Source organism: Streptomyces clavuligerus (assembly GCF_005519465.1).
In the GTDB taxonomy this organism is placed as follows: Bacteria; Actinomycetota; Actinomycetes; order Streptomycetales; family Streptomycetaceae; genus Streptomyces; species Streptomyces clavuligerus.
Map to the genome: position 1 here is coordinate 4,382,807 of NZ_CP027858.1, position 23,362 is coordinate 4,406,168.

Consider the following 23,362-nt stretch of genomic DNA (forward strand, 5'->3'; position numbering starts at 1 on the left):
GCGCCTGCCCCCTCCTGTCGTCGTCGGGGATAACGGATGGACGGAATGCCGGACGGGTGCGGACCGGCGACAGACCGGACCGGGGGGAGGGGACATGGAGCCGAAGCCGCTCGCTCGCGCGCTCAAGCCCGCCGTCCTCGCCCTGCTGATCGCGCTGGAGCTGCTGCTCCTCGACGGCAGCGGTCTCACCGCCCTCCTCGCGCTGACCGCGACCGCGACCGCCACCACGGCCGCCGCCGCGACCGCGCTCCTCGTCTGTGCCGTCATCAGCGCCCGCTGTGTGCCCGTGGTGCCCCGCGCCCGGGTCCGGACGGCCATCCGCGACCGTGAGCAACGCACCGCGTTCCTGCCGCAGCGCGACCCCGACGCCCGGGGCCGCACCCGCCCGCGCGCGCCCGGCCGCCCTCTTCCGACGGCCGCGTAGCAGAGCCTCCACGGGAACGTCGGGCCCGGTCCGCCCCGCGGGGCGCCGGGACCGCCGGGTGCCCGTCGGGGAAACCGGGTGCCCGGCGCCACCGGTTCCCACCCCTCGGAACGACCCCTTCGAGGGACCGGCTCCCCACGCGGACACGTCATGCCGCTGTCCTTCTCCCACCCGGCACGACGACCCCTCGGAGGGTTCACCCCGCCATGTCCGTTTTCGCCACCCTTGTGGAACGGCTCGCCGAGCTGCTCCAGCCCCTCTTCCTCGGCTCCGCGACCGCCGCCGCCATCGTCGTCTTCACGGCGCTGGTACGTCTCGCCGTCCACCCGCTCTCCCGGGCCGCCGCCCGGGGCCAGAAGGCGAGCGCCCGGCTCGCGCCCCGCGTCGCCGAGCTGCGCGAGAAGCACGGCGGGAACCCGGAGCGGCTGCGGCGGGAGCTGGCGGATCTGTACGCGAAGGAGAGGACCTCGCCGGTGGCGGGCTGTCTGCCCAGCCTGCTCCAGCTCCCCGCCTTCTTCGTCCTCTACCACCTCTTCTCCAGCGCCGACATCGGTGGCGAACCCAATGAGCTGCTGCACCACACCCTGCTCGCCGCCCCGCTCGGCGACCGCTGGACCGACGCCGTCGGCGGCGGCGAGGTGCTGAACGGCGCCGGCGCCGTCTATCTGGTGCTCTTCGCGATCGTCACCGTCGTCGCGGCCGTCAACTACCGCCGCACCCGGAAGCAGATGGCGGCCGGACCCCAACTTCAGACCGCCGCGCCCGGTATGGGGGCGATGATGAGGTTCCTGCCGCTGCTCTCGTTCGCCACCCTGATCACGGTCGCGGTGGTGCCGCTCGCCGCCGCCCTGTACGTCGTCACCAGTACCACCTGGTCCGCCGTCGAACGGATCGTCCTCTACCGGGACCTCCCGGCGGCCGGTGCCCTGGCCGGTCCGCTCTGACATCCGCGCCGACGACCCCGTCCGGACGGCCCCGCCCCGACCGCCTCGCCCGGACGGCCCCGGACGGCCCCGCGCCGACGACCCCGGACGGGCGGCCCCGGCCGGTGCGATCTGCCCGACGGCCCTGCCGCTCTTGCGGATCGGCCGGATCTGTTGTCACGATCGGTCGGACCTTTCGTCGGACTCTTCGCCGGGCGCTCGATCACCGGCCGGTGCTGTCAGGGAGACGGACCATGAAGCTGATGCGTGTCGGTACGGCGGGCGCGGAGCGACCGGCCCTGCTCGATGAGGACGGGACGACCTGGCGCGATCTCTCCGGGCTGGTCCCGGACATCGACGGCGGCCTGCTCGCCGACCCCGCCGCCCTGGAACGGGTACGGGCCGCCGCCGAAGCCGGTGACCTGCCGGTGATCCCCTCCGACGGGGTACGGGTCGGCCCGCCGCTCGCCCGGATCGGCAAGGTCGTCTGCATCGGGCTCAACTACCACGACCACGCCGCCGAGACCGGCGCGGAGCCGCCCGCCGAACCCGTGGTCTTCCTCAAGGCCGCCGACACGGTCGTGGGCCCGTACGACACGGTCCTGGTGCCCCGGGGCAGTGCGCGGACCGACTGGGAGGTCGAACTCGGCGTGGTCATCGGACGTACGGCCCGGTATGTGGCCGACGACGAGGACCCGCTCGCGTATGTCGCCGGGTACACGACCTCCCACGATGTCTCCGAACGCGAGTTCCAGCTCGAACGCGGCGGCACCTGGGACAAGGGCAAGAACTGCGAGACGTTCAACCCGCTCGGGCCCTGGCTGGTCACCGCGGACGAGGTCCCGGACCCCCAGTCCCTGGCGCTGCGGCTCTGGGTCAACGGGGAGCTGCGGCAGAACGGGACGACCGGCGCCCAGATCTTCCCGGTCGCCGAGCTGGTGCGGTACGTGAGCCGGTTCATGACCCTGTACCCGGGGGACGTGATCAACACCGGCACCCCGGCGGGGGTGGCCCTCGGACAGCCGGAGCCCAAGCCCTATCTGCGGGCCGGGGACGTGGTCGAGGTCGAGGTGGAGGGTCTGGGGCGGCAGCGCCAGCGGTTCCGGGACGCGTCGGAGGTCCACGGCGGGTGAGCCGCGGGCGGTGAGCCGCGTCGGAGGTCCACAGCGGGCGGGCCACGGGAGATGAGCCACGTCGGAGGTGCATGGCGGGCGGGCCGCGGCGGGTGAGCCGCAGGAGCCACGGGCCCGCGACGGCCGAGGCCCGGGCCTACGCCACCGGCACCGCCACCGTCACCCCCGCCTCCGCCGACCTCCGCGCCGCCTCCAGCACATCCAGCGCCGCCGCCGCCTCCTCTGCCGTCACCGGCGGCGGCGTGCCCTCCCGCAGCGAGCGCGCGACCGCCGCGTAGTACGCCGGATAGTCCCCGGGGACCGTCTCCACCGGACCCCCGCCGCCCGTCAGCGGGGACTCGCCCGCGCCCAGCCCGCCCCAGTACGACTCCTCCTCCACCCCCCACGGCTCGCCCGCGACCGGCCGCGCCCCCGCGCGCAGCGCCGCCTCCTGCGGGTCGAGCCCGTACTTCACGAACCCGGCGCTGCTGCCGAGCACCCGGAACCGCGGGCCGAGCTGTGCCGCCGTCGCGCTCAGATACAGATGGGAACGGACACCGCCCGCGTGGGTCAGGGCGATGAACGTGTCGTCGTCCGCCTCCGCGCCCGAGCGGCGCACGTCCGCCTCCGCGTAGACGCGCACCACCGGGCCGAACAGCGTCAGCGCCTGATCGACGAGATGGCTGCCCAGGTCGTAGAGGAGTCCGCCGATCTCCCGCGGGTCGCCGGACTCCCGCCAGCCGCCCTTGAGCCGGGGCCGCCACCGTTCGAAACGGGACTCGAAACGGTGGACGTCGCCGAGGACGCCCTCCGCCAGCAACCGGCGCAGGGTGAGGAAGTCCCCGTCCCAGCGGCGGTTCTGGAAGACGGAGAGCATGAGGCCGCGTTCGGCGGCGAGGGCGGCGAGCGCGCGGGCCTCGGCGGCGGTCGCGGCGATCGGCTTGTCGACGACGACCGGGAGCCCCGCCCGCAGGGCCGCCGTGGCGAGCGGGACATGGGTCCGGTTGGGGGACGCGAGCACCACCAGGTCCACTGCGTCCCGGCGTTCCCACACCTCCTCAAGGCGGGCGGCGAACCGCACCCCCGGGAACTCCTCGGCCGCCCGCTCCCGCCGCTCCGGGTTCGCGGTCACGACGGTGTCGAGCGCGAGATCCTCCGTGGCCGCGATCAGCGGGGCGTGGAAGACGGCCCCCGCCGTGCCGTAGCCGACGAGCGCGACCCGCAGCGCGCGGCGGGTGCCGGTAGCCGTGCCAGTGCCAGTCATGGGGCCACTTAAGCAGCCGGTGCCGCGCGGTCACAACGCGGCGCACACCGTGGGGCGGCGGGTGCCGGTCTACGCTGATGGGGCGGAGTTGCACGGCTGTTCGGGGCGGTGCGCCGCCGGGAACACAGACCGGGAACGCCCTCGGGGAAGGGGTCCGTCGACCCGCCTCACCGGGCCACCGCACGATCAGCGAAGGTCACCCACCCATGCGACCGCGCCCCGCCCCCGGCCCCGCCCCGGCCCCCGGCCCCGCCCCCGGCACCTTTCTCGCCTCCGCCGCCCGCGCCCTTCGGCCCGCCGCCGCCCTCGCCGCCGCGCTCTCCCTGTGCGCCGCCGGGCCCGCCCGCGCCGCCACCGACCCCCTCGGCGCCGGTGTCCGGGCCCCCCGCTGCGCCGCCGCCTCCGCACGGGACTTCCCCATCGACACCCGGATGAGCGGCGGCCCCTCCGTCCACCACCCCGGCGGCGGCTTCGCCGGGTGGACGGTGGAACTCGCCAACCGCACCCGCGAACCCTGCCGCAACATCCACCCCGTCCTGGTCTTCTCCGCGCGCGACCGGGGTTTCACCCAGGACCGCGTCACCCTGGAGTTCTTCGACGCCGCCGCCGCGCGCTGGCGCCCCGCCGAGCTGGAGACCAGCGGCGCGGGCGAGGTGCTCGCGGTCCTCGACGCGGACGCCACCAGCGGTTTCGCGGTGCCCGGCCGGGAGGAGGCGCGGGTCGGCGTACGGATGGCGCTCGCCGAGGACACCCCGCCCAACCAGGTCACCGTCAACGCGGCCGTGATCCAGCGGCACGGCGACGACGGCGACTGGGTCGGCGAGTCCGACGACTACCGCTTCGCCGTGCTCGACGACACCGGCTACGGCGCCGCGGTCACCCGCGACGAACTCGCCACCACCGGCACCGGATCGCTCGTCCGGCTCGCCGTGGCCGTCGGCTCGCTGCTGCTCGGCGGCTGTGTGCTCGCCGCCCTGGTCTCCGGGCGGCCGGCCCGCGCCGCCCGCCGGGACACGGCGCGCCGCCGCCCCCCGGCCCGCTGAACCACCGCCACCGGGTGTCAGCGGGCCCCCGGCCCCCCGTCGGCGGCGGAAACCCCGCGCTGACCAGGCCGCCGATGGGGTGACGCCATTAGGCTGTCGGTGTCGGGTGCCACAGAGCCGTGACTCCGGCACACGAGCACCACGCGTCCCGTACGCCTCAGCACGGCAGGAGTCCCGTTGATGGCAGAACGCAAGCCCATCGAGTCCTGGCTCACCGACATGGACGGTGTCCTGATCCACGAAGGCGTGCCGATCCCGGGCGCCGACGCGTTCATCAGGAAGCTCCGGGACACCGGCAAGCCGTTTCTGGTACTGACCAACAACTCCATCTACACGGCCCGTGACCTGCACGCCCGCCTCGCCCGGATGGGCCTGGACGTCCCGGTGGAGAACATCTGGACCTCCGCGCTCGCGACCGCGCAGTTCCTGGACGACCAGCGCCCCGGCGGCACCGCGTATGTCATCGGCGAGGCGGGGCTCACCACCGCGCTGCACGACATCGGCTATGTCCTCACCGACCACGACCCCGACTACGTGGTCCTCGGCGAGACCCGCACCTACAGCTTCGAGGCGCTGACCAAGGCGATCCGGCTGATCAACGGCGGGGCCCGGTTCATCGGCACCAACCCGGACGAGACCGGCCCGTCGACGGAGGGCCCGCTGCCCGCCACCGGCTCGGTCGCCGCCCTGATCACCAAGGCCACCGGCAAGGACCCCTACTTCGCGGGCAAGCCGAACCCGCTGATGATGCGGACGGGGCTGAACGCCATCGGCGCGCACTCCGAGACCAGCGCGATGATCGGCGACCGGATGGACACGGACGTCCTCGCCGGTCTGGAGGCGGGCATGGAGACCTTCCTCGTCCTCACCGGGCTCACCGGGCTCGCGGACATCGACCGCTACCCCTTCCGCCCCTCCACCGTCGTCGACTCGATCGCCGACCTGGTGGACCGCATCTAGACCACGAACGGCCGCAGCGGGAACGCGAACGGCCGGATCGCGAACGGCCGGATCGCGAACGGCCGGAAGGGGAACGGCCGGAAGGGAATGATGAGGAACGGGACCGGGGGTCGGGACCGGGGACCGGGAACGGGGAGCGGGGCGCCCCGGGCCGCTGGGCCATCCGGGTCGGCCACCACCCGCTTGCTTCCTCCTCTTTCCGTATCCGGGCAGCTCAGACGGGTGAACCGGGCGACTGACCGCCGCTGCGGATGCGAAAACGCGCCAGACGCGTGAATCTTTCCGTACCAGGAGGTTCACGATGCGTTCCACTTCCATCGCTCTCCGTGCCGCGGGTGTGGCCGCCGCGCTGGTCATGGGTCCCCCGGTCATCGGGGCCCCCGCCGCCCGCGCCGAGCAGGCCGACGACCCGGTGACCGTCACCGTCCACCCCGCCGAGGCCCGCGCCGGGGACGAGGTCGAGATCCGGGTCCAGGGGTGCCGGGGCCGCTCCGGAGCCGCGTCCTCGCCGGTCTTCACGGCGGACGCCCGGCTCACCGGCGGCGGACCCCGGGCGGCGGACGACGGGACCCGGGCGGACGAGGCGGAGGAGCGGGACGGCGGCGGGAGCGGCACCCGTTCCCTCGTCGGGAGCGCCGCCGTCCGCTCCCGCGCGGCCCAGGGCAACCACCGCATCACCGTCACCTGCGACGGCCGCGACCACCGGGCCGCCGGAACCCTCCGGGTCACCGGGGGCGAGCCGCGCCGGGACGGACCCTCGCCCGTGGCCCCCGTCCGGGCGGGCGGCGGGGGGACGTCGCTCGCCGCGGCGGGCGACGGGCGGCAGCGACCCGGCGACGACGAGGCGGACCGGGCCGTCGGCGGCCCCAGCACCCCGCAGACCGTCATCGGGCTGCTGCTCGCGGGCGCCGCGGGTGTCGTGGTCGCCCTCCGCTCCTCACGCCGCCGCCGCACCGGCTCCGGCTCCGGCTGAGATGCCGTCCGCACCGGGCCCCGAGGGCCCCCCGAGCGGCACCGGGCCCGCCGCGGCCCCCGGGGCGCCGGGCACCGCCGGCCGGGGACGGCTGTTCACCGGTGTCACCTGGGCCGTCCTCCTGCTCGGCCTGTGGCTCTGGGGCCGGGGCGGCGCCCAGGACCCCGGCACCGCGCCCACCACCGGCGACGTCGCCGCCGTCGGCCGCCCCCTGAGGGTGCCGCTGCCGCCCGCCCTCGACCCGGTGAGCCCCGCCCGCCCGGAGCGGGTGGAGATCCCCTCCCTGGGCATCAGCGCCCCCGTCGTCCCCCGGGGACTGGACGCGGCGGGCGCGGTCGACCCCCCGCCGTACGCGCTGGCGCGGACCGTGGGCTGGTACGGCGCCGGTACCCAGCCGGGCGCGCGCGGCGCCTCGCTGCTCGTCGGCCATGTGGACACCGAGACCCGCCCGGCGGTCTTCTACGGGCTGAGCGCGGCCCGCCCCGGCGCCGAGGTCCGGGTGACCCGCGCGGACGGCTCGGTCGCCCGGTTCACCGTCGACGACGTCCAGGTCTTTGAACGGAAGCGGTTCGACGCCCGGAAGGTGTACGGGCCGCGCCGCGACGGCCGGGCCGAGCTGCGGCTGATCACCTGCGGCGGCACCTTCGACCGGGCGAGCGGCAGCTACACGTCCAACGTGGTCGTCTCCGCGTATCTGACCGGACTGAAGCCCTCCTGACCCGCCACCGCCCCCGGCGGGCCCGCGCGGTCCGCCACCCCCCGGCGGGCGCCCGCGCGGTCCGGCCCCGGGAACGGCGGACGGCCCTCTCGTGGGCCCGCATCCCCGTATGCCAGGATGACCAGGGGCGATCTTGTACGAGTCTTGTACAACGCGGTCTTGACAACGAGCGCGGCACCATGGCCGGAGGGGGAGCGGGAACGCATGTACGGGACGCGGACCGGACGGGCCGTCGCGGGAGCGGGAGTGGTGGCGCTGCTGCTCTCCGGCTGCTCCTCCGAGCAGAAGAAGGGCCCGGACCTGGGCCAGCAGCCCAAGGCGACCGACCCCTACTGGGTCAACCCCGACGGCAGCGCCGCCCGTCAGCTCGCCGAGTACCACGCCGAGGGCGAGGACGCCAAGGCCGGGCTGATCGGCCGGATCGCCCGTCAGCCGACCGCCGACTGGATCGGCGCCGACGACCCGGAGAGCGCCGTCCGCGACCTCACCGAACAGGCCGCGGCGGCCGACCGGGAGGCGCTGCTCGTCCTCTACAACATCCCGCACCGCGACTGCGGACAGTTCTCCAAGGGCGGCGCGGCCGACGCCGGTGCCTACCGCTCCTGGATCGACGGGGTCGCCCGGGGCGTCGGCGACCGGAAGGCCACCGTGATCCTGGAGCCGGACGCCGTGCTCCACCTCGTGGACAGCTGCACCCCGAAGGAGTTCCACGAGGAGCGGTACGCGCTGCTGCGCGGCGCCGTGGAGCGGCTGAAGCGGCAGCCCGGGACCTCGGTCTACCTGGACGCGGGCAACGCGGGCTGGTACCGGCCCGATGTGCTGCACGAGCCGCTGCGCCGGGCCGGGATCGACCGCGCGGACGGCTTCTCGCTCAATGTCTCCAACTTCTATCCGACCGACGCGAGCACCGAGTTCGGCAAGCGGCTGTCCGCGAAGGTCGGCGGCAAGCCGTTCGTCATCGACACCAGCCGCAACGGCAACGGCCCCTACACCGGGGGCGACCCCCGGGAGAACTGGTGCAACCCCCCGGGGCGGGCGCTCGGCGAGGTGCCGACCACCGCCACGGGGGACCCGCTCGTCGACGCCTATCTGTGGATCAAACGTCCGGGGGAGTCCGACGGGGACTGCAAGGGCGGTCCGAAGGCGGGCGAGTGGTGGCCCGAGTACGCCCTGGAGCTGGCCCGCAACAGCAAGCAGCCGTGAACGGGAACGGGAACGGGGCGGGGTGCCCGAAGGCCCCCGCCCCGTTCCCGTTCCCGTTCGTTCCCCGTCCGGGGAGGTACCGCTACGGCACCTCCACCCACACCGCTTCCGACGGCGTCCCCTGATCGTCCGTCACGAAGAGCATGTACCACCCGGACGGCACCAGGGCCCGGTTCTCCGGCACCTTCACGGTGATCCCGTCGGCGGTCCGCTCCATCTCCAGTGCGATGGAGCGCTGGTCCACATCGGTCACATGGGTGACGGCGCTGGGCCGGATCAGCTTCGCGCCGGCCGCAGGACGCCCACCGCCGACGGTGAAACTCCCCGACCCGCCGCGCTCGATGCTCTTCGGTCCGCCGCTCACCTCGGGGCGGCTGTCCCGGTAGAGATAGGGCGGCTTGTAGATCTCGATCCGCTGTTCGAAAACGCCCGGCCGGGTGTTGGCCTTGTCCGCGAAGAGCGAGTCCGAACCGAAGATCATCACACTGCCGTCGGGCAGCAGCACCGAACCGGAGTGGTAGTTCCGCCCGACCCGGGGATCGGCGACCCGCTGGTACTCGCCGGTCTTCGGGTCGTACGTCCGGGCCTGGAGCACATTGGAGCCGCCACGGCCCCGGTAGTCCTCGGAGCCGCCGGTGACGAGCACCGTGTCGTCGGGCAGCAGGGAGGCGCTGGGGTAGCGGGTGCCCTTCTCCAGGGCCGCGCCGTCGCGGAAGCGCGGCTCGTCCTCCTTCAGGTCGACCAGCCGGGACTTCTTGCTGGCCTTCTCGGACTCGCCGACCCCGCCGCCGCCGATCACCATGAACCGCTGGTCCTGGGCGGGCGGCAGCATCACCGTGGCCGAGGTCTCCATCTGGTCGGGGTCGCTCAGCCCGGGGATCTTGTCGAACTCATTGGTGCCGATGTCCCAGACACCCGGGTCACGGCCGACGTCGGCGGGCCCGTACCCGGAGTTGGAGCCGGAGTAGAAGAGCTTCCCGTCGTCCATCAGGAAGAGCGCCGGATAGGTGGGGAAGCGGCGGACCTTGCCCGTGTACTCCCAGGACTTGGTCCTCGGGTCGTAGACCTCGCTCTTGCCGGGGACGACCGCCCCGATCTCGTCGAGACCGGAGACGGAGAGGACCTTGCCGTCCTCCAGGGTGGTGAGGGTGGGGTACCAGCGGGCCTCGTTCATCGGGTCGACGGGGATGTACTTCTCCGCCACCGGGTCGAACTCATAGGCGTCCTTGATGCCCTGGAAGTCCTTCTTGTCGAGGGCCAGCTTCTGGGCCATGCCATAGACATTGCGGGCGTCGTCGCCGGTGAGCCCCGCGATCCGGTAGTTGTCCTCGGTCCCGGTCTCGTACGCCTTGCCGGTCTTCTCGGCCTCCACATAGATCCGGCCGAGCCCCGCCTCGGTGCGCAGGAACCGCCCGGTCCCCGGATCGAAGATCTTCTTCGCCTTCTCCACCAGGACCGGGTCCTTGGAGATGAACGTCTTGCCGTTGTCCCGGCCGGTGAACGCGGTCCCGGCGGGGATGGTCTTGGGCTCGTCCGGGTCCTCGTTGTGGACAATCATCAGACCGCCCGCCTTGGTGACATCGCCCTCCAGCTTCTCGTACCGCTTGGTGCCGCCCGCGATCAGGAGATTGCCGCCGGGGAGCTGGGTGTGTCCCGCGCAGAACATGTCGTTGGGGGTGGGGATCTTCTTGAACGTGCCGTTCTTCGGGTCCCACAGCACCGACTCGAACTTCTTGGCGTCGAAGTTCTTCTGGTTGTTGCCGGAGCCCGCGATCAGCAGCACCTTGCCGGTGTGCAGCAGCGCCGCGTGAATGCCGTTGACGCGGCTGTCGGCGGGGATGTCCAGAAAGTCCCACCGGCCGTTGGCGGCCTTGTACTCCGGCTGGTCGATCTTGTACTCGTGGTACTTCGCGCTGCCGAAGCGCCACATCGCCGGACCGTTCATCCCGGCGACGGCGGCGACCACCGTGACCCCGATGGCTATCCGGCGGGCGCGCCGCTTGCGGTGGTTGACCCGTCCCCTCCGCTGGGCACGGGCGGCCTGCCTGCTCATTTCCTACGTCCCCCCAGGGAGATCTGCATGGTCTGTTCGGGGTTGCCCGCGATCGCCGGGCCACCGGCGGGCGCCGGGGTGCCCCGGCCGCCGTCCGGTCCGCCGCGCCGCCGGCGCCGTCCCCGCCTCCGCTCCTTCTTCTCCTCGTGGAGGGTGTGCCGCCAGACGAAGATCGGTGCCGCCGTGATCAGCAGCGCCAGCGTGGCCCACGTGATCATGGCCGGGTGATCGTGGCCGAAGAAGAAGGACGAGCCGAGGGAGGCCCCGAACACCATGATGAAGAACAGATGAATCCGGAAGGTGCCGAAGAGGGTGTCGGGGCTGGAGGAGTCGCCCTTGGGCGTCACCACGAACTTGCTCTTCCGGCGCAGGGCGGCGTCCATCAGCGAACGGGCGTAGATGGGGGCGGAGAGCGCCGACATCACCATGCCCGCGAGGCCGCCGGAGCCCTCGGGCTCGTGCGGGGAGACATTGTGCCGCCGGTTCCAGATGTAGAGACCGATCTGGAGCGCGGAGGCGTTCCCGTACAGCATCATCCAGATCAACGGATCGATCTGGACGCCCGACGCCCCCATGCCCAGGAAGAGCGCGCAGCTCAGCGCGGCCAGAATCCAGTTCAGGGCGGACATCGGATAGAAGATGATCATCATGGTGTAGTTGAAGAGCTTGCCCGCGGGCAGTGAGCCGTAGCCCTTCCAGTACTGCTTGAGGATCGTCTCGTAGGTGCCGCGGGACCAGCGGAGCTGCTGGGTGAAGAAGTCGGTCCAGGCGGAGGGGCCCTCGCCCACGGCCAGCACGTCGGGGGTGTAGACCGAGCGCCACTTCTTCCCGCTGGCCGGGTTCTTCGCGCGGTGCATCTCGAAGCCGGTGGCCATGTCCTCGGTGATCGAGTCGTACAGACCGCCGATCTGCTTCAGCGCCGAGATGCGGACCGCGTTGGACGTGCCCACGAACATGGGGGCGCCGTAGCGGTTGCCCGCGCGCTGGATCAGGGCGTGGAAGAGGAACTGCTGGGACTCGGCGGCCTTGGTGACGAACGTGTCGTAGTTGCCGTAGACCTGCGGGCCGATGACGAAGCCGACGTCGGGGTCGCGGAAGTAGCCGAGCATCCGCTCCAGATAGTTGGGGAGCGGGACGTGGTCGGTGTCCACGGAGGCGAAGAAGTCGTAGCCGCCGCCGTGGGCCTGGAGCCAGGCGTTGTAGTTGCCGTGCTTGGTCTTCGCGCGGTGCGGGCCCTTCTCGGTGTTCCACTCGGGCACGCCCTTGCGGGAGAAGTGGTGCACGCCGAGCCGGGCGCAGACCTCCTTGACCTCGGGGTCGTTGCCCTCGTCGAGCAGCCAGACGTGCATCACCCCGCGGTGGCGGATGCGGACGGCGGCCTCCAGGGTCTTCGTCACCATCTCCAGGGGCTCCTTGCCCGGGACGAAGGAGGTGAGGAAGGCGACCCGGGTGCCCTCCTCGGGCACCACGGGGACGGGGTCGCGCGCGACGAGCGTGGCATGGGCGTTCGAGAGCACGTTCATGGTGCGGAACAGCTCGATCAGGCCGATCGAGACCAGCATGATCACGTCAAGAACGAGCAGGGTGTCGTCGTTGAGGTTGGGGTCGCGCTCGGTCCAGTGGTCGGGCTGCATCAGCCAGAGGAAGAGCCCGAGGGAGACCAGGGGGGCGGAGCCCAGCAGCAGGGCCGCGCGGACGCGGTGCGGCTCCTGCGAGATCAGCGAGCGGTACTGGACCCGGTACGGTTTCCCCGGTTCCGGTTGGGTGAGGGGGCCGGCCAGCCTGCTGTAGTGCTCGTAGTCGTATTTCGGCAGCGCCTTGGCCGGGTGCTGCCGTTGCCGCTGCCCGCCGGATCTCAGATGAGCGGGCACTCTGAGCTGGGTGGTCCGGGTGGGGTCGCCGGACTCCCCAGCGCCACTGGGCGTTGTCATGAGTCATCCCCCCGACACGCGTGGTGAGCGCGTGTGGTGTTGGTAGGTCGGTGCGTCCGGACCGCGAGCCCCCTCGACCCGCTGGCCTGAACGGATGGGTGACGAGCGCGTGCCCGTGTTGACACGGGACAGTCGCTTGTCGGATGCATGATGCCTCTTCCCCCGTCCGCGGCGAGCAGGGGCCCCCTCCTCCGGCCAGCCTGGAATGGCCGGGTCCATCGCCTCTCAACTGGGCTGGAGCACGACCTCTGTCCCCTGGACGGGATTCAGGATAGGGTCCTGGGCCGTCCGTGTGGGCCCTGCGGACAAGGGGCCACTAATCGGTCATACGTGCGATCGGCAGTGATCTTATGAAAATGCCGAAAGCATATGGTGGCCTGGCCGAAAACCGATAGGTGGATGCCGGGGTCGTTGTACGGGCCTCTCCCAGGGGTGCCCCGGGCGCCCTTCGGGGCGCTCCCCGTACGGGCATGACAGAGGCCCCCTCGCCATGGCGAGGGGGCCTCTGTTGCGCGTGCGCCGCCAGGGACTCGAACCCCGGACCCGCTGATTAAGAGTCAGCTGCTCTAACCAACTGAGCTAGCGGCGCCTGCTGACATCGACAACTCTACCGGACCCCGAGGGGTGGTCCTGACCATTATCCGACCGCCCACGGCCTGTCGAATGGTCGTTTTGTCCACTTAGTCCCCCAAAATAGGGCCGGAAGACAGAGCGGGCCCAGGGCGGAACCGCGGAGGACCCCCTGGATCAAGACGCCCATGACCGGGCCGAGCGGAGAAGGTACGGAGGGGAGACCCATGGCTGCGCCCGTGTTCGAGGAGTACGAGCCGGCGGCCGACTGCGGCTGTCCGGGCTGTGTCGAGCGCCGCCGGGTGCGCGCGGCCGGCGGCCATCCGGCGGCCCAGGGCTGCCGTCGGGCGCTGGTGCTGGTCACGGCGGCGGGCGTGGTGCTCGGCGGCGGTCCGGCGGCGCACGCGCTCGGCGGCCCCGGGGCGGCGCCCCCGGTGCGGGACACGGACGGACAGGATCAGGGCGGCAGCGCGCCGCTGCACGGCGGGCCACCGCCGCCGCTGCCGCCCGTGCGCCCGCTGCCCGGCTCGGCCCTGCCCGGCGCGGGGGCCTTCGGCGGGGTGCCGGGCGGCGGTGCCGCCGGACCGGAGCGGCTGCCCGTCCCGGCCGGGTCGACCGCCGCGTCCCTCCCGTTCCCCGGCGTCCCCGCCGTTCCCCTGGTCCACCTCCCCGGCGGGCCGATCACCCGGGCGGAGATCATCGAGCGGGCCAGGACCTGGCTGACGGAGAAGGTCCCCTACAGCACCCGGCGGTACTGGGACGACGGCTACCGCCAGGACTGCTCGGGCTATGTCTCCATGGCCTGGAACCTCCCCGGCAACGAGTGGACGGGCTCCCTCGCCCGCTACGCCGTACGGATCGAACGGGCGGAGCTCCAGCCCGGGGACATGCTGCTCTTCCACAACCCGGCCAATCCGACCACCGGCTCCCACGTCACCCTCTTCGGCGGCTGGGCCGACCGGAGCCGCACCCGGTACATCGCCTATGAGCAGGCCAAGCCGCACACCCGGCGGCAGTCCACCCCCATGGCGTACTGGAACAACTCCGACCGCTACCTGGCCTACCGCTACGCCGGGGTGGTCGACTCCCTCCCCGGGACGGCGGGGGCCACGGAGATGTTCCCCGGCCCTTCGGTGTTCGCGCCCGGAGCGGTCAACGAGTACATCACCGTGCTCGGCCGGATGCTGGTGCGGCGCGGCGCGGCGCGCTTCTACGCGGACGGCCCCGGGCCGCGCTGGGGCGACGCGGACCGCAGGGCGACCGCCGCCTTCCAGCGGGCCCAGGGCTGGAAGGGCCGCGAGGCGGACGGGGTGCCCGGCAAGGACACCTGGCGGCTGCTGGTCAGCGGCCGGGGCAAGGACATCCCGGCGGGGGCCGGGACCGCGGCCCCGCCCCCCGCCTACCCGGGCCCCGGGCACTTCCGGCCCGGCGCGGTGAGCCCGTCGGTCACCCGGCTCGGCGAGCGGCTGCGGCAGCTCGGCTACGGACGGCACTACACCTCGGGGCCGGGGCCGGACTGGGGTGAGGCGGACCGCCGCAATGTGGAGGCGTTCCAGCGGGCCCAGGGCTGGAGCGGCACCGAGGCCGACGGCTACCCGGGCCCCCACACCTGGCGGCGGCTCTTCGCACCGGCCCCGCCCGCCGCCTCCCCGGACACCCCGGAGAGCACGGAGGGCACGCGGGCCGCGGGGCAGCGGGCCGCGCAGCAGAAGCGGACCGGGAAGAAGGCGCGGACCGCCGGGAGACCGGGGCCCGTACGGGGCGCGGACGGCACGGGCAGGACCGGAGCGCGACGCGGAGGCGGAGGACGGCCATGAGTACGACGACATCGGAGCCCGAGGGCGGCGACGCACCCCCCGGCGCCTCCCGCCGCACCCCGGTGATCGCGCAGGAGACGACCTGCGAGATCCCCGTGCACCTCCTCTTCCGCGACAACGACTGCCCGCCCCTGGCGCTGCGCCCCGCCGTGGTCGCCCGCCGCCGGGGCACCGGCGAACAGCCCAGGATCGGCCGGGACCCGCTGCCCGCGCGCCCCGCCGCCGTGGTCCCGGCCCCGCCCCGGCCCGCCCCGGCCGCCGACCCGGAACTGATCGAGCGCCCCGCCCCGGGGGCGCTGCCCGGCTGGACCGGCATGGTCGCCGGGGCCCTGGCGCTCGCCGGGGTGGGCACCGTGCTCTGGGGCGCGGGCGTGTTCCCCGGCATGGTGACCCGGCTGCTCGGGCTGGCCTCGTACCCGTACCAGGGGCTCGGGCTGGGGCTGTGGTGTCTGCTGACGCTCGGGGTGCTGATCACGCTCTTCGCGCTCGGCGGTATCGGACGGGGGCAGGTCGGCCACGCCTGGGTGCTCACCCTGTTCGGCGAGTACCGGGGGACCGTGCGCCGCCCGGGGCTCTTCTGGGTGAACCCGCTGCTGCTGCGCCGCCGGGTCGATGTCCGGCTGCGGCACTGGCGCAGTGAGCCGATGCCCGCCGTGGACGCGGACGGCACCGCGCTGCGGGTGATCGTCCTGGTGGTGTGGCGGGTACGGGACACCGCGCGGGCGGTGCTCGGGATCGAGGACCACGAGGACTATCTGAGCGAGCAGGTCGAGTCCGCGCTGGCCCGGGTGGTGTCCCAACTGCCCGTCGACGCGCCGGGCCTGGGGAAGGGGCCCGGCCGGGAGTCCGCCCCGACGCTGCGGGACGCGGAGTCGGTCGGCGCCGCGCTCACCCGGACCCTGGCGGGGGAGTGCGCCCCGGTGGGGCTGGAGGTCTTCTCGGCCCAGCCGGTGGTGATCGAGTACGCCCCGGAGGTCGCGGCGGCGATGCAGCGCCGCCGGATCGCGGCGATCGACGCCCGGCACCGTGAGTCCGTCCTGACCTCGGTGGTCGACGCGGTCGATGACACGGTGACCCGGCTGACCGCGCGCGGTCTCGTCGAACTGGACGACTACGAGCGCAAGGCGCTGGTGAAGGATCTGACGGTGGCCTTCTACGCCGGTCGTACCGGCGCTCTGGAGGATTAGGGCGCGGCAGCGACGACAGGGTCCCCGGTATCCCCGGGCGGTGCCGGAAACCTTCACCGCCCGGGGATTTCCGTCTGCCGCCGCGAGGCCAAACGGAGTCTGTCCCCGGTGTGTCCGGTGCCTGGCGCGGCTGCTCCGGAAGCCCGTCCGATCAGGTCAGCGCAGTGCCTCCGGCATCCGGAGGAACGGCATCCAGGTAAAGGGGAAGGATCGGTTGGGCCAAGGGGAGCTTGCGGATTGGTCTGGACATGGTGAACCTCCGTCCCTACATTGGTGCTTGGTCTAGACCTAATCCCTGTTCGTGCAGCACGGCTCGTTGGACACCCCCACGTTTCCCTGGAGCGAAGCATGCGCAAGAAGTTCACCGCCGCCACCCTCGGCCTGCTGGTCGCCGGCGCCTCCGCCGTCGCCACCGGCAGCGCCAGCAGCCACGGTTACACCGACTCCCCGCTGCCCAGCCGTCAGAAGGTCTGCGCCAATGGCGCTGTGACCGGCTGTGGCAACATCCAGTGGGAGCCGCAGAGCGTTGAGGGCCTCAAGGGCTTCCCGGCCCAGGGCCCGTCCGACGGCACCATCTGTGCCGGCGGCAACGGCCAGTTCTCCCAGCTCGACGACCCGCGTGGCGGCAACTGGCCCGCCACCACCGTGTCGTCCGGCCAGAACCAGACCTTCACCTGGCGCTTCACCGCCCGGCACCGCACCACCGACTTCAAGTACTACATCACCAAGCAGGGCTGGAACCCCAACCAGAAGCTGACGCGCTCCGCCCTGGAGTCGCAGCCCTTCCTGACCGTTCCCTTCAACGGCCAGCAGCCCCCGGAGACCCTGTCGCACACCGGCAAGCTGCCCACCCGTACCGGCAAGCACGTGGTCCTCGCCGTCTGGACCGTCCACGACACGCCCAACGCGTTCTACGCCTGCTCGGACGTGAAGTTCTGATCTCCGGGCACGGAAGCCGCCGGTAACGGCGGCGGCACGTCGCTCTGACGGTGGGGTGACCTCGCACATGAGGGGCTGATGGACCGGAGCCGGGTCCGTCAGCCCCTTTCCCCATGCCCCGGAAACGTCCCCATGCCCCGGAAAAGGGAAAACATCTTCGGGAAACACTTCAAGGCGTCCTGGAAATCCAGAACGCCTTGAGGCGGAAAGTGCGCCGCCAGGGACTCGAACCCCGGACCCGCTGATTAAGAGTCAGCTGCTCTAACCAACTGAGCTAGCGGCGCCTGACGGCATCAATATTACCCGCTTCCGGGGGTGCTCCCGACCATGTGCCCCGGCGGGCCCGGCACTCCCTAGAGGACCAGCGAGAGCACCACGGGTGCCGCCTTGCGATTGAGTTTGTCGGCCGCCGACCGCAGCCGGTGGGCGTGCTCGATCGGCAGGGAGAGGGCCAGACAGCCCACGGCCGCCCCCGCCGTCAGCGGGACCGCCGCGCAGACCGTGCCCAGCGCGTACTCCTGGAGATCGAGCACCGGGACCGTGGGCGGCTGGCTGTCCAGCTTGGAGAAGAGCAGCTTCTCGCTGGTGATCGTGCGCGAGGTGAATCGGGTGATCTTGTGCCGGGCCAGATGGTCCCGGCGGCCGTTCCGGTCGAGCTGGGTCAGCAGGCACTTGCCGAGCGCGCTGGCGTGCGCCGCCGAGCGGAAGTCCACGTACTCGTTCACCTTCGGGGTGTGCGGGCCGTCCGCGTACTGCGTGATACGGACCTCGCCGTCGACATAGCGGCTGAGATAGACCGCCGCGCCCACCGAGTCCCGGATCTCCGCCAGGGTCTCCTGGAGCTTGGCCTCCAGGGCCTGCTGTCTGCTGGCCCCCGATCCCAGCAGCACCAGGGAGTCGCCGATCACATACGCGCCGTCCGACACCCGCTCGACATATCCCTCCCGCAGGAGCATCGCGAGCAGCGGGGCGAGATGGCCGGTGGGCAGTCCGGTCTCCCGGGCGATCTGCGCGTCGGTGACCCCGCCGGTGTGCCGTGAGACCGTCTCCAGCACGCGCAGGACGTACTGCACCGAGTGGAACGGCGCGGTCGGCTCCGGCTTCAGCGCCACGGTCTCCCCCTAGCAGGTCGGTCACCGCACAGCAGCATCCGTATCACGATAGCGGCCGGGGGCGACCGAATGGGCGACTGTTGGCGAGAATTACCGGCGCCACCCTTTTGTACGACGCACCCGTGGCCCCCGCACGGTCCCACCGCACCGGTCTCACAGCACCGCGCCGAGGAACGCGCGGGTGCGGGCGCGCTCCGGGGCGTCGAAGATCCGCTCCGGCGGGCCGTACTCGATCACCCGGCCCTCGTCGAACATCATGACGCAGTCGGAGATGTCCCGGGCGAAGCCCATCTCATGGGTGACGCAGACCAGGGTGATGTCGGTGGAGCGGGCGATGTCCCGCAGCAGGTCCAGCACCCCGGCCACCAGCTCCGGGTCGAGCGCCGACGTCACCTCGTCCAGCAGCAGCACCCTCGGGCGCATGGCCAGCGCGCGGGCGATGGCCACCCGCTGCTGCTGGCCGCCGGAGAGATGGCCCGGAAACGCGCTCGCGCGATCCCCGAGCCCGACCATTTCCAGCAGCTCACGGGCGCGTTCGGCGGCCTCGTCCGGGGAGAGGCCGAGGACGTGCACCGGGGCCTCGGTGAGATTGCGCTCCACACTCATGTGCGGAAAGAGATGGAAGTGCTGGAACACCATGCCGATGTCCCTGCGCGCCGCGCGCAGATGTTTCTCCCCGGCGGGCACCAGCCGGCCGCCGCGCTCCTCGTGGCTCAGATACGCGCCGCCGACCCGGATGGTGCCCTCGTCCGGCCTCAGCAGGGTCATCAGCAGCCGCAGGATCGTGGTCTTGCCCGAGCCGGAAGGGCCGATCAGCGTCACATGTCTGCGCGGCAGCACGGTGAGGTCGAGGGAGTCGAGGACGGTGCGGTCGCCGAAGCGCTTGGTGACACCGTCGAAGCGGATCAGCTCGTTCTCAGCGGACAAGACGACGCTCCAGTGCTCGCAGAAGAAGGGATGCCGGACAGGAGAGAACAAGGAAGGCGACCCCGACGACCGTGAACGCCTCGACGGTCAGAAACGTCTCGGACGAGAACTGCCGGGCGGCGCCGAGCATTTCCATCACCCCGATGACAAACAGCATCGGGGTGTCCTTCAGCATCGCGATGACGTAATTCCCGAGTGCCGGGGCGACCCTGCGGAGCGCCTGCGGGAGAATCACCCCGGACCAGGTCCGTCGGCGCGACAGATTCAACGCGGTCGCCGCCTCCCACTGGCCCTCCGGAACGCCGTCGATGCCCGCGCGGTAGACCTCGGCGGTGTAGGTCGAATAGTGCAGTCCCAGCCCGAGGATTCCGGTGGCCGTCGCGGAAAGGGTGATGCCCCACTCCGGCAGGACGTAGTAGAGGAAGAAGAGCTGCACCAGCAGCGGGGTGTTGCGCACGAACTCCGTCACCGCCGTCACCGGCAGGCGCACCGCGGCGGGGCCCGAATGCTGCGCGAGGGCCCAGACCAGGCCGAGCCCGAAGGCGAGGAGCGCCCCCAGCGCCAGGGCCTGGAGGGTGACCCACAGACCGTCCCAGAACCGGGGCATGAAGGCGTCGACGGCGGACCAGTCCCAGCTCATCGCCGTTCACCCGCCCCGGGCGCGGCCGTGGCCGGGGTCCGCACGGCGGGCGGCGGCACCGTGCCGGGGGCCGGACCGGGAGCGGGCTCCGGGGGCACAGCGCCCGGCCGGGCCCGCCGCTCCAGCGCCCGCATCCCCCGGGTCAGGACGAAGGCGAGCAGGAAGTACGCCACCAGGATCACCGTGTAGACGGGCGCGCTCTGACCCGTCGCGTTGCGGACGAGCGCCGCGCCGAACGCGAGGTCGGACACGCCCATGACCGAGACCAGCGCGGTGCCCTTCACCAGTTCGACCAGCAGATTGTTGAGGGGCCTGATCATCTCGGGCCACGCCTGCGGCAGCAGGACGCGCGCCGTCGTCCGCGCCGGGCCGAAACCGAGGGCGAGGGCGGCCTCCCGCTGTCCCGCGGGCACGGCCGCGAGCGCGCCCCGCACCACCTCGGAGCCGTACGCGCCATAGGTGAGGCCGAGGGCCAGCACCGCCGCCCACATCGGGACGAGCTGCCAGCCGAGGCCGAGGGGCAGCACAAAGAAGATCCAGAACATCAGGATCAGCGCCGACATCCCCCGGAAGACCTCGAAGTAGCACCCGGCGGCGAACCGGACGATCCACCGGCGATGCGTCCTCGCCACTCCGACGACGAGGGCGACGGCCCCGCCGAGCGCGGCGCTGCCCACGGTGAGCTGGACGGTGACCCACAGACCGGAGAGCAGGAGCTGCCAGAGCCCTGGCGTGATCTCGCTCATGGGCGGCACTTCTCCTCGGCGGTCCCGGTCGTCATCTGCTTCTCCGTGAAGCCGAAGGGCCGCATGATCTCCAGCAGCTCACCGCTCCGCTTCAGCGCGCGCAGCTCCCGGTTGAAGGCGTCGCGGAGCCCGGTCTCGGGGGTGCGGAAGGCGAAGGCGCCCATGTCCACCACCGGTTCGCCGTCGACATACGGGGTGACCTCGTCGGTCGCCTCGATACGGGTGGAGCCCGACTCCCGCACCACCTTGCGGACGGCGACGGCGGTGCCCGCGAAGACATCGGCCCGGCCCTGTTCCACGGCGAGCAGCCCGGCGAGCTGGTCGGGCAGGGCGCGGACGCTCCGGACGCCCGCCGCCTCGGCATAAGCGATCTCCGCGTAGCCGACCCCGGTCGCCAGCCGGGCGCCGGACCGTGCGACGTCCTCGTAGGAGCGCAGTCCGCGCGGATTGCCCTTCGGGACGACGAAGGCGCTGAGCATCCGGTACTCGGGTTCCGCGAAGATCACCTGGCGGCAGCGGGCCGGGGTGATGTACATCCCGGCGGCCACCACGTCGAACTGGAGCGAGTTCAGCCCGGCGATCAGCGAGCCGAACTCGGTGGGGAACGGCTCCACCTCGTCGACGCCCAGCGCACGGAAGATCCGGCGGGCGACGGCGGGCGCGGAGCCGGTCATCCGGCCGTCCTTGCCGATGTAGCCGTACGGCTGCTCCCCGGCGAGGCCGAGCCGTACGCGGCCCTGGGCGCGCAGCCGTTCGAGGAGCTGTCCGCCGTCGCCGTCCCCGGCGGTGGTCACCCGGCTGCACCCGGAGGCCGCGCCGAGGGCCGCCGCCGCGCCGAGGGCGGCGGCCCCGGTCAGCAGGGCGCGCCGCCGGGGAGCCCCGGCGGCGGTCTTGGCCGGGGCCGTGGGCGCGGGGCCGGGGTTTCCTCGCGTTCTCGTTCCGGTGGATGTGCTGTTCCGTGGGCGAGCCATGGTCGCGCGGCTACCCCGCCGGTCCCCGGGTATGCGGAGGGGTTCCGGTGACCGGTGGGGCAGCCGGGGCCCGGGTGAGCATAGGGACCAGTGAAGCAGCCAGGGCCAGGGTGGACAGAGGGGCTGGTGGGGCCGTGCTCAGGCGGGGGCCGGGCCGGGGGCGGGCGGCGCCGGGCGGGGGAGGACCGCGGTCCCCGACGCGTACAGCGCGTGGGCGGCCCGCAGGACGAGCGCGTCGGCGTGCCGGGCCCCGACGAGCTGCACCCCGATCGGCAGCCCGTCCCCGTCCACCCCGCAGGGCACGCTCGCGGCGGGCTGCTGGGTCATGTTGAACGGGTAGGTGAACGGGGTCCACGCGGCCCAGCGCCGGTGCCGGAAGGCGAGCGGCGCCTGCGCCCCCGCCGCGAACGCGGTGACCGGCAGGGCCGGTGTGACCAGCAGGTCGTACGCGGTGTGGAAGCGGCCCATGCGCCGCCCCAGCTCGGCCCGGGCGTCGACCGCCGCCAGATACTCCACCGCGCTGACGCCCGCCCCGGCCGCGGCCAGCTCCCGCAGCCCCGGGTCGAGCCGTTTGCGCTGGGCGGGCCCCAGCGGCTGGACCAGCCGGGCCGCCCCCGCCGACCACAGGGTGTGGAAGGGTTCCGCCGGGTCGGCGAAGTCCGGGTCGGCCTCCTCCACATAGGCCCCCAGCGCGGCGAACGCGCAGACCGCGCCCCGGACCGCCGCCGCCACGGCCGGGTCCACGGGCACCTGTCCGCCGAACGAGGGGGAGTAGCCGATGCGCAGGCCCCGCACCCCGTCCCCGAGGCGGGCCCGTACCGCGTCGGCGGGGCCCAGGTGCGACCAGTCCCGCCAGTCGGCGCCGCTGATGACGTCGAGCATCAGCGCCGCGTCGGCGGCGTCCCGGGTCATCGGACCGACGTGCGAGAGGGTGCCGAAGGGGCTCGGGGGGTACAGCGGCACCCGGCCGTAGGTGGGTTTCAACCCGAAGACGCCGCAGAAGGCGGCCGGGATACGGATCGAGCCACCGCCGTCGGTGCCCAGGGAGAGCGGCCCCGCGCCCAGGGCCACCGCCGCCGCGCTGCCGCCGCTGGAGCCGCCGGAGGTCCGGGAGGGGTCGTACGGGTTGCGGGTCACCCCGTGCCGGGGGGAGTCGGTCACGCCCTTCCAGCCGAACTCCGGGGTCGTGGTCCGGCCGATCAGCACCGCGCCGTGCTCGCGCAGCCGTTGCACCGAGGGGGAGTCCTCGGCCGAGACCACTCCGTCGCCCGTGGTCAGCGAGCCGCGCAGGGCGGGGACCCCGCGCTGGAGCAGCAGGTCTTTCACGGTCGCCGGGACCCCGTCGAGCAGCCCGCGCGGCTCGCCCCGCCGCCAGCGCTCCGCCGACTCCGCCGCCGCCGTGAGCGCCGCCTCGGCGTCGATCCGGACGAACGCGTTGACCTGTGGCTGGATCTGCTCGGCCCGGTCGAGCACCGCGCGGACCGCGTCGACGGGGGAGAGGTCCCCGCGGGCGTATCCGGCGAGCAGCTCACAGGCGGTCAGGTCGGCCGGGCCGCCCGGTGCGGCGACGGGGGCCGGAGGGGTGACGGAGGCGGGTGTTCCGGGCGGGACGGGGGTGTGCGGTGCGGGCCGTTCGGCGCGGTCAGCAGTCATAGGGGGGACGTACCCCGCGGGTGCGCGGCTCACGTACGGCGCCAAGGATGCTTGGGCCGGGAGGTCCGGTGGTACCTGATGACCGCGAGCCGCAGTCCGTCCACGCCCGCGCCGCACCGACCGGTGGGGGACGGCGCGGACGGCGGGGAGGGCGGGGACGGCACGAGCAGACGGAGCGAAGCGACAGAAAGGCTGG

20 protein-coding genes and 2 tRNA genes are annotated in these 23,362 nt (G+C 72.9%); 11 read left to right on the top strand and 11 right to left on the bottom strand.

Annotation, left to right across the window (positions count from 1 at the left end; all coding sequences use genetic code 11):
• Positions 1-94: 94 nt before the first annotated feature.
• The 3 genes from CRV15_RS18480 to CRV15_RS18490 all read left to right on the top strand — a co-directional run bounded on the left by CRV15_RS18480 (position 95) and on the right by CRV15_RS18490 (position 2,480).
• On the top strand, positions 95-424 hold the full coding sequence (locus CRV15_RS18480) for a DUF6412 domain-containing protein (protein WP_003960604.1): 330 nt from the start codon (positions 95-97) through the stop codon (positions 422-424).
• Positions 425-630: 206 nt separating this feature from the next.
• The gene (locus tag CRV15_RS18485) at positions 631-1,368 is read left to right on the top strand and encodes a YidC/Oxa1 family membrane protein insertase (RefSeq protein ID WP_003954846.1); all 738 of its coding nucleotides are present in this window, start codon (positions 631-633) and stop codon (positions 1,366-1,368) included.
• Between the two features lie 233 nt (positions 1,369-1,601).
• Positions 1,602-2,480 (top strand): fumarylacetoacetate hydrolase family protein, encoded by an 879-nt coding sequence (locus tag CRV15_RS18490; RefSeq protein ID WP_003954847.1) that lies wholly within the window; start codon positions 1,602-1,604, stop codon positions 2,478-2,480.
• Positions 2,481-2,616: 136 nt separating this feature from the next.
• Here the strand turns inward: CRV15_RS18490 and CRV15_RS18495 are convergent, their stop codons facing one another.
• Positions 2,617-3,723: a Gfo/Idh/MocA family oxidoreductase gene (locus tag CRV15_RS18495; RefSeq protein ID WP_003960602.1), complete on the bottom strand. Its 1,107-nt coding sequence runs from the start codon at positions 3,721-3,723 to the stop codon at positions 2,617-2,619.
• Between the two features lie 206 nt (positions 3,724-3,929).
• On the opposite strand from CRV15_RS18495, the gene CRV15_RS18500 reads away from it, so the two are divergent.
• From CRV15_RS18500 to CRV15_RS18525, 5 genes are all read left to right on the top strand, one after another.
• Positions 3,930-4,766: a hypothetical protein gene (locus CRV15_RS18500; protein WP_009996282.1), complete on the top strand. Its 837-nt coding sequence runs from the start codon at positions 3,930-3,932 to the stop codon at positions 4,764-4,766.
• Positions 4,767-4,946: 180 nt separating this feature from the next.
• The gene (locus CRV15_RS18505; RefSeq protein ID WP_003958720.1) at positions 4,947-5,726 is read left to right on the top strand and encodes an HAD-IIA family hydrolase; all 780 of its coding nucleotides are present in this window, start codon (positions 4,947-4,949) and stop codon (positions 5,724-5,726) included.
• A 301-nt stretch (positions 5,727-6,027) separates the two neighbouring features.
• Positions 6,028-6,699 carry a hypothetical protein gene (locus CRV15_RS18515; RefSeq protein WP_003960600.1) on the top strand — a complete coding sequence of 224 codons (672 nt, stop codon included), beginning with the start codon at positions 6,028-6,030 and terminating at the stop codon, positions 6,697-6,699.
• 1 nt (position 6,700) lies between these two features.
• Positions 6,701-7,417 (top strand): class F sortase, encoded by a 717-nt coding sequence (locus CRV15_RS18520; protein WP_003960599.1) that lies wholly within the window; start codon positions 6,701-6,703, stop codon positions 7,415-7,417.
• Positions 7,418-7,621: 204 nt separating this feature from the next.
• Positions 7,622-8,620, top strand: coding sequence for a glycoside hydrolase family 6 protein (locus CRV15_RS18525; protein ID WP_009996278.1), 999 nt, complete (start codon positions 7,622-7,624; stop codon positions 8,618-8,620).
• 82 nt (positions 8,621-8,702) lie between these two features.
• On the opposite strand, the gene glxA is transcribed toward CRV15_RS18525, so the two are convergent.
• The 3 genes from glxA to CRV15_RS18540 form a co-directional block, all read right to left on the bottom strand.
• A complete protein-coding gene (gene glxA / locus CRV15_RS18530) occupies positions 8,703-10,673 on the bottom strand; it encodes a radical copper oxidase GlxA (protein WP_003958721.1) in 1,971 nt (656 codons plus the stop codon).
• Positions 10,670-12,604 carry a glycosyltransferase family 2 protein gene (locus CRV15_RS18535; protein ID WP_003958722.1) on the bottom strand — a complete coding sequence of 645 codons (1,935 nt, stop codon included), beginning with the start codon at positions 12,602-12,604 and terminating at the stop codon, positions 10,670-10,672. Before CRV15_RS18535 ends, glxA begins: the two co-directional genes overlap by 4 nt.
• A gap of 515 nt (positions 12,605-13,119) precedes the next feature.
• A tRNA-Lys gene (locus CRV15_RS18540) sits at positions 13,120-13,193 on the bottom strand.
• 208 nt (positions 13,194-13,401) lie between these two features.
• On the opposite strand from CRV15_RS18540, the gene CRV15_RS18545 reads away from it, so the two are divergent.
• From CRV15_RS18545 to CRV15_RS18555, 3 genes are all read left to right on the top strand, one after another.
• Positions 13,402-14,991 carry a peptidoglycan-binding protein gene (locus CRV15_RS18545; RefSeq protein WP_044972186.1) on the top strand — a complete coding sequence of 530 codons (1,590 nt, stop codon included), beginning with the start codon at positions 13,402-13,404 and terminating at the stop codon, positions 14,989-14,991.
• Positions 14,988-16,178 carry an SPFH domain-containing protein gene (locus CRV15_RS18550; protein ID WP_003960596.1) on the top strand — a complete coding sequence of 397 codons (1,191 nt, stop codon included), beginning with the start codon at positions 14,988-14,990 and terminating at the stop codon, positions 16,176-16,178. The genes CRV15_RS18545 and CRV15_RS18550 overlap by 4 nt, the downstream gene beginning before the upstream one ends.
• A gap of 348 nt (positions 16,179-16,526) precedes the next feature.
• Positions 16,527-17,117, top strand: a complete 591-nt coding sequence (locus CRV15_RS18555; protein WP_003960595.1) for a lytic polysaccharide monooxygenase auxiliary activity family 9 protein — start codon at positions 16,527-16,529, stop codon at positions 17,115-17,117.
• A 210-nt stretch (positions 17,118-17,327) separates the two neighbouring features.
• Here the strand turns inward: CRV15_RS18555 and CRV15_RS18560 are convergent.
• The 7 genes from CRV15_RS18560 to CRV15_RS18590 all read right to left on the bottom strand — a co-directional run bounded on the left by CRV15_RS18560 (position 17,328) and on the right by CRV15_RS18590 (position 23,166).
• Positions 17,328-17,401 (bottom strand) — tRNA-Lys (locus tag CRV15_RS18560).
• A 69-nt stretch (positions 17,402-17,470) separates the two neighbouring features.
• The gene (locus CRV15_RS18565) at positions 17,471-18,229 is read right to left on the bottom strand and encodes an IclR family transcriptional regulator (protein ID WP_003958727.1); all 759 of its coding nucleotides are present in this window, start codon (positions 18,227-18,229) and stop codon (positions 17,471-17,473) included.
• Positions 18,230-18,382: 153 nt separating this feature from the next.
• On the bottom strand, positions 18,383-19,156 hold the full coding sequence (gene ehuA, locus CRV15_RS18570) for an ectoine/hydroxyectoine ABC transporter ATP-binding protein EhuA (RefSeq protein WP_003958728.1): 774 nt from the start codon (positions 19,154-19,156) through the stop codon (positions 18,383-18,385).
• Positions 19,146-19,796, bottom strand: coding sequence for an ectoine/hydroxyectoine ABC transporter permease subunit EhuD (gene ehuD, locus CRV15_RS18575; protein ID WP_003958729.1), 651 nt, complete (start codon positions 19,794-19,796; stop codon positions 19,146-19,148). The genes ehuA and ehuD overlap by 11 nt, the downstream gene beginning before the upstream one ends.
• Positions 19,793-20,542: an ectoine/hydroxyectoine ABC transporter permease subunit EhuC gene (ehuC, locus tag CRV15_RS18580; RefSeq protein WP_003958730.1), complete on the bottom strand. Its 750-nt coding sequence runs from the start codon at positions 20,540-20,542 to the stop codon at positions 19,793-19,795. The genes ehuD and ehuC overlap by 4 nt, the downstream gene beginning before the upstream one ends.
• The gene (gene ehuB / locus CRV15_RS18585; RefSeq protein WP_003960594.1) at positions 20,539-21,513 is read right to left on the bottom strand and encodes an ectoine/hydroxyectoine ABC transporter substrate-binding protein EhuB; all 975 of its coding nucleotides are present in this window, start codon (positions 21,511-21,513) and stop codon (positions 20,539-20,541) included. The genes ehuC and ehuB overlap by 4 nt, the downstream gene beginning before the upstream one ends.
• Positions 21,514-21,651: 138 nt before the next feature.
• On the bottom strand, positions 21,652-23,166 hold the full coding sequence (locus tag CRV15_RS18590) for an amidase (RefSeq protein ID WP_003960593.1): 1,515 nt from the start codon (positions 23,164-23,166) through the stop codon (positions 21,652-21,654).
• Positions 23,167-23,362 lie beyond the last annotated feature (196 nt).

Bases quoted from the DNA above. Each gene is read 5' to 3' on its own strand.
- CRV15_RS18480 (WP_003960604.1), top strand. From the start codon at position 95: ATGGAGCCGAAGCCGCTCGCTCGCGCGCTCAAGCCCGCCGTCCTCGCC.
- CRV15_RS18485 (WP_003954846.1), top strand. From the start codon at position 631: ATGTCCGTTTTCGCCACCCTTGTGGAACGGCTCGCCGAGCTGCTCCAG.
- CRV15_RS18490 (WP_003954847.1), top strand. From the start codon at position 1,602: ATGAAGCTGATGCGTGTCGGTACGGCGGGCGCGGAGCGACCGGCCCTG.
- CRV15_RS18495 (WP_003960602.1), bottom strand. From the start codon at position 3,723: ATGACTGGCACTGGCACGGCTACCGGCACCCGCCGCGCGCTGCGGGTC.
- CRV15_RS18500 (WP_009996282.1), top strand. From the start codon at position 3,930: ATGCGACCGCGCCCCGCCCCCGGCCCCGCCCCGGCCCCCGGCCCCGCC.
- CRV15_RS18505 (WP_003958720.1), top strand. From the start codon at position 4,947: ATGGCAGAACGCAAGCCCATCGAGTCCTGGCTCACCGACATGGACGGT.
- CRV15_RS18515 (WP_003960600.1), top strand. From the start codon at position 6,028: ATGCGTTCCACTTCCATCGCTCTCCGTGCCGCGGGTGTGGCCGCCGCG.
- CRV15_RS18520 (WP_003960599.1), top strand. From the start codon at position 6,701: ATGCCGTCCGCACCGGGCCCCGAGGGCCCCCCGAGCGGCACCGGGCCC.
- CRV15_RS18525 (WP_009996278.1), top strand. From the start codon at position 7,622: ATGTACGGGACGCGGACCGGACGGGCCGTCGCGGGAGCGGGAGTGGTG.
- glxA (WP_003958721.1), bottom strand. From the start codon at position 10,673: ATGAGCAGGCAGGCCGCCCGTGCCCAGCGGAGGGGACGGGTCAACCAC.
- CRV15_RS18535 (WP_003958722.1), bottom strand. From the start codon at position 12,604: ATGACAACGCCCAGTGGCGCTGGGGAGTCCGGCGACCCCACCCGGACC.
- CRV15_RS18545 (WP_044972186.1), top strand. From the start codon at position 13,402: ATGGCTGCGCCCGTGTTCGAGGAGTACGAGCCGGCGGCCGACTGCGGC.
- CRV15_RS18550 (WP_003960596.1), top strand. From the start codon at position 14,988: ATGAGTACGACGACATCGGAGCCCGAGGGCGGCGACGCACCCCCCGGC.
- CRV15_RS18555 (WP_003960595.1), top strand. From the start codon at position 16,527: ATGCGCAAGAAGTTCACCGCCGCCACCCTCGGCCTGCTGGTCGCCGGC.
- ehuD (WP_003958729.1), bottom strand. From the start codon at position 19,796: ATGAGCTGGGACTGGTCCGCCGTCGACGCCTTCATGCCCCGGTTCTGG.
- ehuC (WP_003958730.1), bottom strand. From the start codon at position 20,542: ATGAGCGAGATCACGCCAGGGCTCTGGCAGCTCCTGCTCTCCGGTCTG.
- ehuB (WP_003960594.1), bottom strand. From the start codon at position 21,513: ATGGCTCGCCCACGGAACAGCACATCCACCGGAACGAGAACGCGAGGA.
- CRV15_RS18590 (WP_003960593.1), bottom strand. From the start codon at position 23,166: ATGACTGCTGACCGCGCCGAACGGCCCGCACCGCACACCCCCGTCCCG.